This window comes from Labilibaculum sp. K2S, assembly GCF_030372765.1.
Taxonomy (GTDB): Bacteria; Bacteroidota; Bacteroidia; order Bacteroidales; family Marinifilaceae; genus Labilibaculum.
The window spans coordinates 300026-315604 of the sequence record NZ_JAUCMW010000002.1; the positions used below are offsets into that span (position 1 = coordinate 300026).

General features: G+C 35.9%; 19 protein-coding genes. 4 read left to right on the top strand and 15 right to left on the bottom strand.

Annotated features, from left to right (window positions below; translation table 11 throughout):
* Positions 1-67 precede the first annotated feature (67 nt).
* Genes QUH73_RS04340 through QUH73_RS04350 form a run of 3 tightly spaced genes read right to left on the bottom strand, consistent with a single transcriptional unit; the run spans position 68 to position 3244 of the window.
* A complete protein-coding gene (locus QUH73_RS04340; RefSeq protein ID WP_289529237.1) occupies positions 68-532 on the bottom strand; it encodes a hypothetical protein in 465 nt (154 codons plus the stop codon).
* Between the two features lie 19 nt (positions 533-551).
* The gene (locus QUH73_RS04345; RefSeq protein ID WP_289529238.1) at positions 552-2666 is read right to left on the bottom strand and encodes a hypothetical protein; all 2115 of its coding nucleotides are present in this window, start codon (positions 2664-2666) and stop codon (positions 552-554) included.
* Between the two features lie 2 nt (positions 2667-2668).
* A complete protein-coding gene (locus QUH73_RS04350; RefSeq protein ID WP_289529239.1) occupies positions 2669-3244 on the bottom strand; it encodes a hypothetical protein in 576 nt (191 codons plus the stop codon).
* Between the two features lie 408 nt (positions 3245-3652).
* Here QUH73_RS04350 and QUH73_RS04355 point away from each other — a divergent pair, with 408 nt between their 5' ends.
* Positions 3653-4366 carry a hypothetical protein gene (locus QUH73_RS04355; RefSeq protein ID WP_289529240.1) on the top strand — a complete coding sequence of 238 codons (714 nt, stop codon included), beginning with the start codon at positions 3653-3655 and terminating at the stop codon, positions 4364-4366.
* A 259-nt stretch (positions 4367-4625) separates the two neighbouring features.
* Here QUH73_RS04355 and QUH73_RS04360 read toward each other — a convergent pair whose 3' ends face one another.
* The 12 genes from QUH73_RS04360 to QUH73_RS04415 form a co-directional block, all read right to left on the bottom strand.
* Positions 4626-5030: a hypothetical protein gene (locus tag QUH73_RS04360; RefSeq protein ID WP_289529241.1), complete on the bottom strand. Its 405-nt coding sequence runs from the start codon at positions 5028-5030 to the stop codon at positions 4626-4628.
* A gap of 34 nt (positions 5031-5064) precedes the next feature.
* Entirely contained in the window at positions 5065-5475 is a 411-nt protein-coding gene (locus QUH73_RS04365) for a hypothetical protein (protein WP_289529242.1), read from the bottom strand.
* Positions 5476-5486: 11 nt separating this feature from the next.
* Positions 5487-7067: a hypothetical protein gene (locus QUH73_RS04370; RefSeq protein WP_289529243.1), complete on the bottom strand. Its 1581-nt coding sequence runs from the start codon at positions 7065-7067 to the stop codon at positions 5487-5489.
* Between the two features lie 121 nt (positions 7068-7188).
* Complete coding sequence (locus tag QUH73_RS04375; RefSeq protein WP_289529244.1) at positions 7189-7629, bottom strand: hypothetical protein; 441 nt, start codon at positions 7627-7629, stop codon at positions 7189-7191.
* Between the two features lie 270 nt (positions 7630-7899).
* Complete coding sequence (locus tag QUH73_RS04380; RefSeq protein WP_289529245.1) at positions 7900-8526, bottom strand: recombinase family protein; 627 nt, start codon at positions 8524-8526, stop codon at positions 7900-7902.
* Between the two features lie 117 nt (positions 8527-8643).
* Positions 8644-8835 carry a helix-turn-helix domain-containing protein gene (locus QUH73_RS04385; RefSeq protein WP_289529246.1) on the bottom strand — a complete coding sequence of 64 codons (192 nt, stop codon included), beginning with the start codon at positions 8833-8835 and terminating at the stop codon, positions 8644-8646.
* Between the two features lie 114 nt (positions 8836-8949).
* Positions 8950-9072 carry a hypothetical protein gene (locus QUH73_RS04390; protein WP_289529247.1) on the bottom strand — a complete coding sequence of 41 codons (123 nt, stop codon included), beginning with the start codon at positions 9070-9072 and terminating at the stop codon, positions 8950-8952.
* A gap of 89 nt (positions 9073-9161) precedes the next feature.
* Positions 9162-9365 carry a hypothetical protein gene (locus tag QUH73_RS04395; RefSeq protein ID WP_289529248.1) on the bottom strand — a complete coding sequence of 68 codons (204 nt, stop codon included), beginning with the start codon at positions 9363-9365 and terminating at the stop codon, positions 9162-9164.
* Positions 9362-10747 (bottom strand): hypothetical protein, encoded by a 1386-nt coding sequence (locus QUH73_RS04400; RefSeq protein WP_289529249.1) that lies wholly within the window; start codon positions 10745-10747, stop codon positions 9362-9364. The genes QUH73_RS04395 and QUH73_RS04400 overlap by 4 nt, the downstream gene beginning before the upstream one ends.
* Positions 10748-10943: 196 nt before the next feature.
* Positions 10944-11195, bottom strand: a complete 252-nt coding sequence (locus QUH73_RS04405) for an ASCH/PUA domain-containing protein (protein WP_289529250.1) — start codon at positions 11193-11195, stop codon at positions 10944-10946.
* A gap of 144 nt (positions 11196-11339) precedes the next feature.
* Entirely contained in the window at positions 11340-11573 is a 234-nt protein-coding gene (locus QUH73_RS04410) for a hypothetical protein (RefSeq protein ID WP_289529251.1), read from the bottom strand.
* 1 nt (position 11574) lies between these two features.
* A complete protein-coding gene (locus tag QUH73_RS04415) occupies positions 11575-11787 on the bottom strand; it encodes a hypothetical protein (protein WP_289529252.1) in 213 nt (70 codons plus the stop codon).
* A gap of 89 nt (positions 11788-11876) precedes the next feature.
* On the opposite strand from QUH73_RS04415, the gene QUH73_RS04420 reads away from it, so the two are divergent.
* From QUH73_RS04420 to QUH73_RS04430, 3 genes are all read left to right on the top strand, one after another.
* On the top strand, positions 11877-12521 hold the full coding sequence (locus QUH73_RS04420) for a S24 family peptidase (protein WP_289529253.1): 645 nt from the start codon (positions 11877-11879) through the stop codon (positions 12519-12521).
* Positions 12522-12793: 272 nt separating this feature from the next.
* Entirely contained in the window at positions 12794-13015 is a 222-nt protein-coding gene (locus QUH73_RS04425) for a helix-turn-helix domain-containing protein (RefSeq protein WP_289529254.1), read from the top strand.
* Positions 13015-15579 (top strand): sensor histidine kinase, encoded by a 2565-nt coding sequence (locus QUH73_RS04430; protein WP_289529255.1) that lies wholly within the window; start codon positions 13015-13017, stop codon positions 15577-15579. Before QUH73_RS04425 ends, QUH73_RS04430 begins: the two co-directional genes overlap by 1 nt.

The following is a 15579-nucleotide window of genomic DNA, read 5'->3' on the forward strand; positions in this document are numbered from 1 at the left end:
ATTTAATCTTTTTCTGTTTGTGTCCTGTGATATTTATTTACTGATAATCTGTTTGTTACAGACGGGTTTAGTTTACCTCGCTTAATTCCTCATAGCTTGCATCTTCGTAGTTACCTTCCAAGGCTTCCAAAGCGTTTAACTCGTCTCTGTCTTCCTCGTCCAACATATCCTCTGCCGAGTTCAATTCGATGCTCATGTCATCCTCGTTGTAGTTGTCCAATTCTGCCATTCCTATACCTCCGTGAAGGGCAGGAATAAAGCCTCCTTCTTCCTTGGCAAAGGGAGTCATTGCTGAAAGGGCTCCGGCGGTTGCGATACCGGCACAAATACTTTTGTACTGATTGGGTGCTTTGATGGCTCCGAAGGCGCCGACTGCTGTTACACCCAAACCGATGCCGATTTCTTTGATTTTCTTTTTCTTGGGGTCTGCTTCCTGATCAACTTTCAGTGCTTTTTTACCCATTACAACCGCATAACGTCCAACCATTACACCGCCTACTGTTTTTAACAGCTCTGTGCCTACTACGGCCACTTTTGAATTACTCATTTACTTACTTTTTAGTTTGATTTGACTTTTTCTTATTTCTTCCCCACAGCAAACCACCGCCAATCAGAATCAAGGCTCCGATTGCAAAGGGGTTCATTCCGGCCTGCCGTTTGTTTTGGCTGGTCATTGACTGCATTGAATCTGCATTGTCCGCACCGCTTTCTGCATTGGCCGGATAGGTAACAGGTGCTATGTTCCTTGGTGATGGCAGTACATTGCTGTCCGGCGTTGGATTTGGTTTTTTCGCCACATTGTTGAAAATGGCCAGATTGTTTTCCGCTCTGGCTTTCTTTGCTTCCAATGCCTGTCTTTTTACAGGGTCAGGCTCGTTGGCAATCCGCTCACTCAGGTTTTCAATTCGCTTTTCTTTCAGCTTGGTAATCATTTTACCCAATCCCAATGATTTTAAAATCTTTAGTATGGGTGCAAGGATTAAAGCAACTTTTGCAGCAATTGCACCTGCGGCGGCCATTGTGACAACTCCCAGTTCCTGCTTTGCGATATCGCTGTGAACCAGTTTTAAAAATTCAAGCCGTTCCTTTTCGTAGGCTGACATTGGTTTTTCGGTACTGACTGGTTTCCTTGCTGTTGTTTTCCCTGCCTTTTTTCTGCTTGCAAGCAGTTGCTGTGCTTTCGCCTGAGCTTTGCGTCTTTTACGTCTTCGTCTCCTTCGGCCTTCCAATTGCCCCAAATCTCCCGAAAGGTTCATGGACGGCATGTTTGCTTTTTTAGTTGCCTTCTGCCATGCCGAGATTAGAACCTTTCTCAGCTTGCTTTCTTTTCCTCCTAAAAATTTGTACTTCTTGGCGAATTTGGCATAAGCCTGTTTTGATTTTTTCCAGCTTTCGGCATCAACACCCAGTTGCTTTGCTTGTGCTTCGCTTAGTAAACCGTAGCCCATTTTAATCGCTAAATCTTTTTTATTTTTGCTGATTTTGGAACGAAGAACCGCACGAATGGCAATGTTGATCGGATTGATTTTCATCAGGAATTTGCCAACTTTTGAAAATCCTTTGGCTACAAATTTGGCGGCCTTTTTGATTCCCTTGCCTACTGACTTAACGGCTTTCTTTAGTTTTTTCCTGAATTTTTTGAAAAATCCGTCCAAAGCACCCAAAAGTCCAATGGTTTCACCTTCCAGACTCATGCCGTTAAGCGGTGATAAATTTGCTTTTTCCCACTCCGATCCGTCATTTAGTTTGATGATGATACCGTCCAGAGAATCACCGTTTTTCAAGGCTTGAAAAGCTCCTTTCATATGCTCCCAGTACCTTCGGCCAAAACCCAAAGCATGGTATTTTTCGGGCTCTTTTTCGTACTCCCGCAAGGTGGTTGCCAATTGGGTTTTTCCCAATAATCTCAGGGCTTGTTCCTCTTCGGCCAATCCTGAATCCTGAATGCCGTTAAGCTCTTCCTGCTTCTCAATGTTCTGCATTGTAGAATCAAAATCTTCACCGCTTTGATGCAGTTCGCTTAATGCTCCAAGACCTTCAAGCTCGTTTTCTCCGTGCCCTGCCAATGTTTCAATTTGCATTTGCTTGTCTTTTTTAGATGTATATTTTGCTTCACAGTTGAAGCGATGTAAAACGGTATCTATGCAAACATCACCGCAGATCACGTAAACATGTGAATAGGGTTTTCCCCCGTAACCGGCTATCCGGATGGTAAAAGGAATTCCCAGACAGTAAAGAAGGGAACCCACAAAAACGGTATGATCGTCACAATCACTGGGCGTATTGGGTGTAGACCGGTTCAGCCAGATTCTTGCCGGTGTGCTCAATTGTTCAACCCCGACTTTATCCCGCTTGTACTGGATGTGATGAAACACAAAATCCCAGATGGATTCCAGCGTTTTAATCCGGCTGTCCTTTTTCAGGAAATCGGCCAAGGCTTTTACCTGTGGGTGGTGTTTTCGGATGAGTTCACACATCATCAAAACGGTATCTTCAACCGTTCCTTCTGTAAATGTGCTGGTGAACTGTACGCTTTTGGTATCAATCAGGTGATCGTACTGATCACCTGACTGAATCCTCCTGACACCTTGATTCACTAATAAACCTGTAGAAGTTCGGAAAGCTGTCTCCCCTTTTTCGTTGATCGTTCTTGAGATTGTTTCCATGTTTAAAACTGGTTGTACAGGTCAGTGATTACAGAGGCAGGGTTTTTGACTTTTCCGGCAATGTCCCGCCATGTTTTGCTGATGTCTATTTTCACACCGGGCATATCCAAACCGTTAACCCGTAAACTGTCTACATAAAGAAACAGTCCGTAGCTTAACAGTTCTTTGGATTCCAACAGTTTGGAAATGCTGTCCAGCTTTACCGCAAAAACATAGTTGACTGCTGTTTTTGAATTTCCTTTTATCTCCTTGTTTGGCGTTAAAAGCGGGGTTTTTCCCAGTGATAGTTTTTTGTCTCCTTGTTCCAGAACCAGATTAATCTGATAACTGTTCAGTGTGGCCGATAAACCTACTTTAGTCGATAATTCTATACTTCCTTTTAGGGTGATGGCTCCTCTTAGAAAATCCACCCCCAGCCTTGGAAAGCCTTTGGGGGTTATGCTGATTTTACTGGTGGTGTATGAAATGATTTTATCTTTTATCTCACTGGTCTTACCACTCACATAAGGGATGATATCGTCTTTAAAAACTAAGGCGGTTACAACTCCGCCAATGAGTATTATGTGTCCTGTTTTCATGCCTCAAATATGGGAATATCATGTCAGTAAAAAATGTAATTAACTGACCGTGAGAGATGTTGACATACCAAGAATTACGGTGAATTACGATGATTTACAGGCTTACTTGTTTTTTAACCTACTTTTATCCCCATAAGACATGGCTAATTTTCAGACACAGGTAAAACGTTTGATTATCAATCATTTGACAGGGATTAAACCTGTCTATAAACAGGTTTAAACAGGTCTAAGCAGAAAATGACCGGAATAAAATCTGCAAACAATTGATTTTTAGATTTTTAACCAAAAATAAACCGGTTGCTAAAGGGGTTTATACCTGTCTTTTCTGAAAAACAAGCCTCTTATCACAAACAAAGCTTTGATTGAAAGCATTTTAACCTAGATAAAAACCAGTAAACAGACAGGACTATGACCAGAAAATGTGAGGTGTGTTTAAAACCCATTAGAAACAGGCGTGCTGACAGCAAGTATTGCTCTGCAAGCTGTGCAGGCAGGGCGAGACGCAAAAGAGTAACGGAAAAAGAAAAAAATGAATTAAACGGGTTTAAACACGTTTACGAAGAAAACGACCCAAAAAAACAAAACATGGATAAAACAGGAATAAACGAGCTTAGAACCATAGAAAAGGACAATTTCAACACGATTTTAAATCTAAGAAGTGAGTACGGGGATAAAATCAGGGCTTTGGAGAACTCGAACTTAACGTACAATTTCACCATTGAAAAACTCTCTGATAAAATTGCTGATCTTAAGGAAAAACATGCAAAGGAACTTGCAGAACTTAGGGAGAAACACAGTAAAGATATTAGCGATGCCAATACCAGCACAACCAAAGAAACGGTTCAGGCAATCACACAAATGCCGGCCATTCAATCGGCTTTGGGTGCTTTTGCAAACAATCTCATTCCCAGCAACACCAATGGATTAAACGGCTTGGCTGATCAACTGAACATTCAGGAAAGACAAATCATTGATGCAATCCGAAGAATGCAACCCGATGCACAAGGCTATCTTGCACAAATGCTTTACATTCTCTTTTCAAAACCTTATGAGGAACAAATGCAGATATTCAGCTCATTACAGGCCTACATGACCCAAGAAGAGGAAACAGACGATATTTAACCGGTGTACACTAAAAAAAAGGCATAATGGCAATTATTAAATTAATGGCAAAGAAGAAAGCCTCCAAATTGGAGGCTTTCTTTTTAATTGAAAATAGGATAACAAAGATCATAAGTTTGGTATATCATTTACTACATCCGTCAGAAATCCTAGATCATAAAAATCTTCTTTGGGGTTCACATTTCTTTAGCCTTTTGACTGAAAGAATGAGCATAAAAAATGCCTCTAATTACAGAGGCATTCTATTTAGAATTATTTCTTAGTTTTCAAAAACATAAGAGTAAATGAAATCATTAGAACTAATAATATCAACATTGTAATTTTTATTCAATAAAAAATTACTTTCATCCGACACGTCATCATAAATGTATTTAAATTGCTTTTCATTATTAATGAAAACAATTACAGAATCACACTCTATAGGGAAAGATATATCTGAAGGAGATAAATCTTTTGGACCTTCAGTATCTACAATCAATTTCAACGTATCATTAACAGCGATATTATGATTTTCAAGAATCTCTCCTTTACTAAAAAAGTCTAATCTAATCTCACTTTTCATTTTGTTAATCAAATGAAATTGACCTGTTACACTATGATCAACAACCTTAGTTCCGCAAGCAAAAAACAAGCAACTAATTATTCCAGTAATCAAATATTTCATCCAAATTATTTTCTGTGTTACCACTATTTTGGTTTTAGTTGTTTTCTATTGGAATAGCTTTTTCATAATCTTCTTGAGTTATTGAAGCTTCGAAAGCCTGAAAAATAGAATGGCAAGACCGTGCGTCGCTAAGGTCACATTTTAAAACCAAAAGCTTTTCATCATTGAATACAACTCTGACAGAATCAATTTCATCTTCTGAGAAATAAGTGTTAGTATTTAATCCCTCCCCTGTATCCCACGTAACTTCATAAGATAGAAGTGGCTCAATAAAAATTACTTCAGCTTCTTTGTAAAAAGGTTCATTATTTATATCTGTCCGATTACTAAACCCTGAAATTTTAACTTGATAGATAGTTTCGTTATGTAGCTTGTAAGTTACAGTTGGTGAATCTCCACAAGAATAAAACCCACAGCTAAAGAGTATTAAAAAAATATATTTCATGAAAATTTTATTTAATTATAAGTCCTGAATAAATAATCTACGTTTTCTTCTGTACTATTGTTGTATTTTTCTTTGATTTTTGTTCTCCAACTCCACCAAGATCCTAAAGCACCAGGGAGAGCATCGTTTAATTGTTTTAAAGTATATCCGGACACCTTATCATCAGGATAAGCCGAATTATTATAATGTGTAACTTTTTGATTCTCATCATCGATTAAATCTATTACTAGAGGAGTGTAGCCTTTATTATCAGTAATACTTTTGATTGTATAGCTTTGTAAATCTTCAGGATATGAGCCATAAATATCCTTAGTAACCTTCCATTCAACACCAACAGCCCAGCTTTCCGGTAACTTAGGGTCTGATGTTAATGCATCCAATACGAATTGTCCTGTAGAATAACCCATACCCCAATGAGCAACATGAGCCAGCTCATGAATTGTCGTTCCAAATATTTCTCGGCTGTTCAATTCTTTTCCTTTTTTGCTTTTTGAATACACAGCGACTTGTGCAGACCATATAAAATTATTAAAAGTAAAATAGTGCGAACGACCCGATTTGTCTTTTCCTGCAATATGAAGACGATGTTTTAATTTTTTAATTCCGGTTCTTCTTGGAGGTGGGGTTAATCCCCAACGCCCGTAATCATAAAAATATGTCATTGCAGCCCTATGTATATGTGCATATAGCCATGATTTAGGAGTGCTCGCTTTAGTGATAGTGAGATTCCAAGATTCTTTTCTTTTTTTTACAAAATTATACCAAGCCTGTCCATATGAGCCACTACGGATATCAAAATCCCGTCTTTCCCATTTTATACCATATTTAACGGTTTTACTCCGGAATTTTGCAGTACTGAATTTTCCGTTTTTATCGGTAATACTATGCTTCCATTTGAACCATCTTTTTACAACAACACGGACTCCCACCAAAGGGATAACCCCCATATAATCGTCCTCTACTTTTATTTCTCCCGAAGGCCTCCATTTTCTTTTCAGATTTCCTTCTTCCTGATAATCTTCAGGATTGTAATTTCCTGTTATCTTCAGTGCTTCGTCTTCCAGATTAGCCCAATCATTATTCTGCATCAGTCCGCTTTTGGTCATGCCACTATCTTCCTGATCTTCCTCCTGAAGGAATAATTCAGCCAAAACTTCATATGTAACATCCGGGAAATTGTAATTTACAGGCACAACCGTGTATTGCCAAGTAATTTGATCTGTAGAAATTCCCGGATCATGATAAAATGTTCCGCCCTCTTCTATCTCATAATCCAAAGGCATGTCAAAAAGTTCAAGACTGTCTGCCCTTAACTGTTGCCACTGCTCTTCATCAGCAGGTGCAAACCTGACATACAGGTCTGTAGTTTGAATTTGAAAGGAGGATTTTAGCCCGTTTTCTTTATTCAAATTATCGTATGCTTTCTGCATATTTTCCACTGTATAGGGGTTTTCTAATTTCTTACCCAGAACAATATCCGGCACTTCTGCTTGCAGTTCTTCTTTTTGTATCAAAGATGTTTCGTTCTTGTCACAGGAAACAATGAATAAAATACAAAAGAAACTTAGTAATGTGTAATTAAATTTCATCATAAAAATTCAAAATTAAAGATTTTACTTAAACTATCCCTTTATTCCGAATTTAACAAAAAGGTAACCCCAATAAACAATTTTTATTAATAATTTCGGGATATTAATTTATTAACATACTCAATTATAGGCAAATAACACTCAATTTATTTCCATACTGCTTTCTTATTTTACATAGCAAGCTTTTAGTGTTATCCGACTGGTATTTTTCACCATTGCAGTAAACAACAAACGGACATTTGCCCTCACTGGTAATTATTTGTTCGACTAAGAATTTTTCATTTCTTATAATCTCTTTTACTTTTTGATTAAATTTTTGCAGTTGGGTATTTACCCGATGAAACCGAACCCGACACTTTCCACTGCAAAATTCCTGTTGCTTATTTTTAGCCGTGAATATTTGACCGCATGCAGAACATTTTTTTCTGTTTTCCTGTAACGGTAAGCCATTACAGGAATCCTTTATTAATGATTCTGCCCAGTCAATATCTATTTGGCATTCTTCGGTTATTTCCAAAATGCCGTGAAAATTTTTATAATGCTCAATTATCCTTGTTCGATTCATATCAGTTGCTTTTTTTTATCCTTTTCAATTTTAGGCCAATCCAGCCGGACTTTGCAATTATTACATTTTGCACTGTTTGCCTCAATACTTGCTTTGCATTTGGGGCACAAATAAAAAGTTATTGGTTTTGACAATGCAATAAGGATTTCTATAAACATGGTCTTTAGCTTTTAATTTCGGATGAAATTTTCTGGAATGTATTCTTTTTAGAGTGTACCCAATAGAGGGCACATTTATTTATGTGAAAAACCCTTGTTTTGCTGTGTTCATTCAAACACCCTTAAATGAACACTCTTTTTGTTTCTCAATAAATGATTTCACCCTTTGAACCGTGGATTTTGATTTTTTTACAATCTTCGCCGTGTTTCGTATAGACTTGCCATCGTTTAGCATTTCGATAATATCAGAATGTTGCTCTAAATATTTTTCATTGCTCATTTTTCCTTTTCCAGCATGAAGCTGGTAAACCTCTTTTATTTTAGCAACGGCAATACCTTGTCTTTGGGCTTCTCGATTACTCATGTAATCCATTTCGGCTAATGATGCCATAATTCCAGTCATAAGAGTAAAAAAGAAATCATCCTTTCCGTTTTTTTTGCTTTTCAATCCATGCCTAACTATTTCAATCGTGCAGTCCTGTTTTACAAGCGTGTTTATTGTTTCAACAATATCAAACGTATCTCTTCCAAGTCTGTTTATATCTTCAACAATCACATAGTTAATTTCCTTGTTTGCCACATCTTTTAAAAGTTTTGAACCCTGCTTTCTTTCTTTAAACGGGATTCGTCCGCTTATCTTCTCAATGTAGGCCTTGCCTTGTATGATTTCTTCCTGTCTGCCTGTGTTTTGTCCTTCGGTTGAAACTCTTATATAAGTGGCTTTTTTTACTGTATCCATATCGGGGTCAATTTTAGAGTGGGTTCGTTTTTCATTGTTTTGATTGGGAAAAAATCAATATTCCCTTTGTTTTCAGGCTCAAACTAGACTATACCCTATTTTGAACCTGTTTTGTGTTTATTCGTATTTAGTATTCATATCGGTTACTTTCTCAATAATGTACTTTGCCTGATTCTCGAACAAAATAGGTTTGCCAAAAATCAGTTTTTGAAATTCAGGATTTAAGTTTCGTATTCTTCGGGAAAGAGTGGATACTGAAATTTCCAATTCCTTCGCAATTTCTTTTCGGTTCGTTGTTTTGTATTTCATAGTTATTTAGGGTTTAATGAGGTTTTACAAAATGAACAAGTGTTTTCTGTTTTTATATCGATCTGAGCCCCACAATTGGTACAAGTCTCAAAAACTTCATGATTAGATATTTTATTATTCGCTTTCATTTCCTAATGCTTTTTCATATCGATCAACTAATTCGGATAAAATCATATCTGTATCAGTAATTTCAGGAGGAACACACATTATGTGACTTCTCCCACCTGTTCTAGCCATTTCGGATATTTGATGTCTAACTTTTTAAATTAAAACATCATTTGGCATTTCAGCCTGTAGTTTTTTTAATTCGTCTGTAGTCATGATTTTTATTTAAGTAATTCAATAAATTTATCGTTGAGTGTATTTCCAGCTTTTATCTTTCCTTCATTCAAAAGCTCTCGAAGTGCTTTTCCAATCTGACTGCCTAATTCTGCCTTAAGCTCCAAATACATCACATGGGTAGGAAACTGTTTGCCTAGTATCTTCTCTTTGGTAATCCTTTCCAAGTTTTCTAATACAATTTGCTTCATGGTGTCGGTATTGGGTTAAATTCTTTACTTTCTGTTTTCTTTTCGAATTCATTCAGGAAGAACCTGGCTTCTGATCCGTGGTAATATTTTTTCTTTCCTCCTATGGTCACCACTATTGAGGTTTTCCGGCTGGGAACTCCCTTTATCTTTTTTCTATTGGGGTTGGTAGTCCTGACTAAGCTCAGTTCACTACCTAGTTTTTTAATCAGGTGTAGTATCTCCTTTTCTTTTTCACTTCGTTTGGCTTTCCTTTTCTCGGACACTTTCAGGTTATAGGCTTTATCCCTGCATTTCCTGTTATGGGAACAGTACTTTGATTCTTTCTTCTGGTGGGAAATATCCGCTCCACAACACAAACAATATTTTTTTTCTTTCACCTCACTTTGTTCGGTTGAATCCGCACATACAATACAATGTGTATTCGTCCCCTTTTTTACTGCGTTTTCGGTATTGTTCCAGTTTTCAAGGCTTTCAAATCCGGTGTATTCGTCCCCTTTTTTACTGCGTGAAAACCTTTTTAATTCGAATGAAATCAAGCCTTTCAGAATGTTTTTAATGTTACGGTTTGCATACTTGTCAATCAGCTTTTCAAGCAACACTTTATTTCTAAGCCTTTCTTTTCTGCTTCGCTCATCTTTTATCCACCAATCGGGATTACGTAAGTCTTTAAACTTGCTTTTGTATTTGGCCGGTAGTTTTCGGGTGGTTTTGATTTGCTCCCATTCAAAAAAGATTGTTTCATCGATGGGTTTCAGGAACTTATCTAATATTAGCTTGCTTAGTTTTTCCCTGTCTAAAAGGTCGTTCAGGGTGAAAATCTTGTAACTTTCCACCGCTCTCATTCGGGTGAATTTGGTTTCAACCCTTAAGAGTTCAGCTTGTATTTTTGATTGCTCCGCTTTATCGTAGAATTTGTAAGTGGCATTGGTCGTATTGTAGGTGTATCCATAGCCGATTTTTCCGTTTAGCTCCATATCGGAGCGTTCCGCCCCTCGGCAATAAAGGATACTTTCCAAAAAAGTTTTAGTATCAATTTTACTATTTGAAGTATCTAGGTTTAAACCGATCTCGAAACTTTTTAATCGGGTTTTTTCCGCTTCGATTCCAAAAACTTTTAATTGACTAACTGCTTTCTGTAAATCCTCATAGGTAAAGCGGTTAGCATTGTTTTGTCCGTTGTTGTAAAACTTGTGAATCGAGCCTTTAAGCTTGGCTTTTCCTCTTGGTTCCAGAATAAAATCTAAACCCCTGTAATGGGCTTTTCTGCTTCCCAGCTCTTCACCGGAACCAACCGAGGTAAGCACCGAAAATTCAAGTTCCGGTATTTGTTCCCAAGTACTTGGATTGAAATTTAAAAGCTCTATGGAAATGCCGTCTATCAAGGTGAGTAGATGAGTGAAATGTGGTGAGTTAATTGTCTTAAAATGTATGTGTATGCGTACCCTAAAGACGTGCGTTTTTATTTTCCAAAAATGGAAATTCAAAAAAAATACAGACTTTAAAAGTCTGTGTATTCGTACCCTTTTTTACTGCGTGTTTCGCTCTGGATTATCAGTAAATACGAAGCATAAAGCCGATTTAAGAAAAACCGTTTTGCAAGCCCATAACAACAAAGCCTTTTTCAATCCCAAAGCTCCCACCCTCTAAAATGTAGGTGACTTTCTTTTCGATTACCCTACCTGTGAATGATTGAATAGAAATGCTGTATTCTGCAAGAATTAAAATATCTCCCACCTCGAAGCCTCTGTCATTTTTGCGGACTTCAAAAGTCTTGGTTCCTTTTGCCACTTCTTCGAAGTATTTAGGCCAAATCTTTAAAAGATGTTTCATGATAATTGCTTTTTTGCTGGTTCAGCAAAGCTGAATTGTAGAGTTAAACACATTATTAGAGTAATGATATGCTGATATGCTCCAATGATAATTCCGATTAAAGCCATTATGGCAAGAAATAGGAATAGCACCCGAAATGCTTTATTAATTGTTTTTTCCATAGTGATGTTTATTTTTTGGAGGGAATAAAATCTTTTTCTCAACTACCCATTTTTCAAATCTTCTTCGAAACAACTCCGTTTCGGTCATAGGTTTTGGTTTCAATTGCTGGTCAACTTGCACACCTTTCCCTAACTGCTCAATAAGCTGTAACTTATCTTGATCAGTTAGATTCATGCTATCAATAACACTTAATACTATGTCGACTGCTTTTGACACCCTACGAAACCCGTTTAATGGTTATTGACATACCTCGAGAACTTGTACTAAAACTAAAACCCGATTGCTTAAGACGTGTACACTTAACTTTAATTTGATTAATCTCCCTTACATCAGTAATCAAGAAAGTTTTTTCATCATTCGGATTTAGACTCAACAAAGTCTCTTTCCAATTTACCGACATGATAGGCTTGCATTCTTGTTTGTTTTCCATAATTCTATTTTGTAATTTCGTTCGTAATCAGATTGCGAATATATAGACATATATCTCAATTAACAAATAAACCATAGACATATTTCTAAATGATTAAAGACAGAGTTTTAAAACACATTGACAGCTTGAACATTAGTAAGAGTAAGTTTTACAAGCTTACAGGCATACCAAATGGCACTCTGGATAAAAAAACTGGTGTTTCGGAAATGTTTATTGAGAAATATGTCTCGACTTTTCCTGAGATTAATACAGCTTGGCTTATAACAGGAGAAGGAGAAATGCTGTTAAGTGGGGAAAATCAAAATTCACCCAGCGGAAGTTTTCAAGAAGAACGTATAATCACAATACCACTATACAATGCAGAAGCTTCAGCAGGTATTGGCGCATTACAGCTCAGCAATGAATATGTAATAGATAATTTACAAGTTCCTTTTGCACGTGAAAATGACATAGCTCTTACAATTGTTGGAGATTCAATGACACCAGCAATGCAGAGCGGTGACATTGCAGTAGTTAGAGGCATGCCAAATTGGAGAGAATATTTAGACTACGGAAATATTTTTATTGTGGTAACCGATAATGAAGTATATTGTAAAACCGTCTCAAAGAGTACCGAAAAGGATATTTTCACACTAAAAAGCTACAATACCAATTATGGTGATTTTGAAATACCTAAAAAGTATATTTCTGAAATATATAAGGTAATTGGGATAATATCACAAAGGAGTTACTAATAGACATATTACTACGACAAATTCAACATAGCTTGCGAAAATTACTTCCTAAACAGGATGAATAATACAATTTTGATTCCAAATATAAATGGAATAAATGCTATTGCGTTTATTTAGAAGTTGTATTTAGGCTTGCCCCTCATTAAGCTCTTTTAGCTTCTGCCTTTCCTCCAAAAATTAAAAGAGCTTTCATTTGCAATCGCTCAATAGATATCCCGAAATCCTAAATAGATATCCTTTTTTCATATATTTGTATCAACAAATTCTAAATGATGACAGAATTAGGAGAATTTTTTAATAAGAAATCTGTTAATAAAGCAGAAATTTCAAGAAGAACTAGAATCAACACTTCAAGACTTAGTGAGTTAAGCCTTAATAGAAAAGCTAGGCTAACGGCAGAAGAGGTTGTTTTAATTGCGAAAGCTATGGATATTGAGCCTGCTATTTTATTAATGGAAGTTTGTAAAAATGTTGAACTAGTAACAGAGAAATAATGTCAAAAGTTGAGTTCACTGTATCAGCAAGGACGGTTAGATTAATTGGTCGTGAAAATGTAGCCAATGCAGAAGGTGCTATAATTGAACTGGTTAAAAATTCATATGATGCAGATGCAAAATGCTGTATTGTATATTTTGACAACAAATATAATTCTCCTCCAATTGAACTTTCAAAAGAGGAATTTGAACATTTTTCTTCGGAGAATGAAAATATTAAAAATGTATATCACCCCAACTTACTTGGCAGTTTTTCTTTGATAGAAAAATTAGAGAAAGAAATAGAAAAAAACATTTCTCAATTCTTTCGTTCCAAAACATCACTTTATATTATCGACAATGGTGAAGGAATGGACAATGATATTATCCGAAAAAGATGGATGCACATTGGTACAGATTTCAAATTAAACGACATTTATACACCCAATGGAAGAATTCGGTCAGGAGCTAAAGGTATTGGACGTTTTGCTCTTGATAGATTAGGTGATAATGGTGAAATGGTTACATTACCAAATAAAATTACACAACCAGATAACACCTTCAAACCAAATATATCTTCTCTTGGCTTTAAATGGAATGTTGATTGGTCTGATTTTGAAAAAGAGAATGCAATCATTGGAAAAGTTACAGCAGATTTATTTGAAGTTAATAATATGAACTTTAATGATGAAATTGTAAATTCTGTAGACAATAAGCGGATTGAGGAAGTTGTAAATTGCGAATTCAATAATGGCACTATTCTAAAGGTGACCAATCTGCGTGATGATTGGAACGAAAAAAATGTACGTAGAATATTCAATAGCCTTGAGATATTAACACCTCCAGAAGGACAACGGGAGTTTTCAATTCATTTATTTTCAAATGCTCAGCCTGAAGATTTTGGTAAAATTGACAATTCTGATTTTAATGATTACGATTATAAGATTCAAGCAAGTTTTTTGAACGATACAGAAAAGAATATAGAAATTACAATTGAAAGAAATGAAATCGACTGGGAACTTTTAGACAAAGATTTATTTCAGGAAGAAGATATGAAATCTTACCCTTTTGATGCTGACACAATTAAAAAGAGTACTTTTACATTATATAGAACGCTCTATGATTTCTTTCCAGGCTATAAAGAAGAACTTGGAGAGTTGGCGGAGGAAAAGTTTAATATGTTAGGGCAATTTGAATTTAATTTCTATTTTTTAAAGCGCTCAATATCAAGCATTGACCAAACAAAGTTTTTCCAAAAGGATATCTCAAAATCTAGGCGAGACAATTGGTATAAAAAATTTGGAGGAATTAGAGTTTTCAGAGACAGTTTTAGAGTTCGTCCATTTGGTGAATTAAATAGTAGCTTTTATGATTGGCTCGCTCTTGGGGAGAGACAAGCAAGTAGCCCAGCTGCGGTTAGTAGAAAGAATCAATGGCGAACTAGACCATACAATGTTGCTGGGAATGTTCATATTTCAAGGATCTTCAATCTTGAATTGCAAGATAAATCAAGCCGTGAAGGGCTTCAAGAAAATGAGACTTTCAACTTACTTAGAGAGGTGTTACTTAAAATCATTAAGATTTTTGAAGATGATAGAAGTACTATTGCATACAATTTGGATGTTCTAGAAACTAAAAAGAATAAAGTTAAAGAAGCCATTGAAAATGCTAACCGCATACTTGAAGAAGAAAAAAAGGAAAAAGAAGAACAGTTAAAAAGGGAAAAAGCAGGTAAACATCCAAATCCAAAGAAGGATAAAACTTTAGAGCAATTAGAAAAAGAAAATCAAGACTTTAAAACAAGTTTTGAAGCGCTAAAGAAGGAACAAGAGTTTTCTGTAAATAAAGAAGCGCGACTACAATCGTTAGCTAGTACTGGAATATTATTTACAAGTTTTGCTCATGAACTTGCTGCAATAAGGAATGATTTGGATAGTCAAATTCCTTTCTTAAGAAAATATATCAATGAGTTAAATATTGATCTTAGCGAATTAATTAAGCACAAAAATCCATTGTATTGGGCAGGTCAAATAGAAGAAACAGATGTGATAATTAAACAGTGGTATGATTTTGTTTTGAATAAAATAAATAGAAAAAAACATTTATCAAAACCTCAGAGCATAGTAAGTTATTTAAACTCGTTAACATCGCAGTGGCAGAACTTAATCAATACCAACGGTATTGTTGTTGATTTTAGCCCGAATCTATACGATGAAGTATTTACTTTTTCAGAAATTGAGTTTAACTCAGTTTTTGATAATTTAATAGTAAATTCTGTTGATGCTTTCTCTAGACCTGGATTTAAGGGAGAAAAGAATATCAACATTAATCTAACTGATAATGACAATTCAATATTAATTGAATATAAAGATTCCGGACCAGGTCTAATTGAAGCTTATAAAAAAGAACCTTATAGAATATTAGAGTTTAATGAGTCTTCAAAAATAAATAAACAGGGTGAACAAGAGGGAACAGGTGTCGGTATGTGGATTGTTAAGAATACTGTAAATGAATACAAAGGAACTTTGAAAATAGACACTACTGTTGAAGGATTTAAAGTTTTAATTGAATTCCCAAAGAAATAG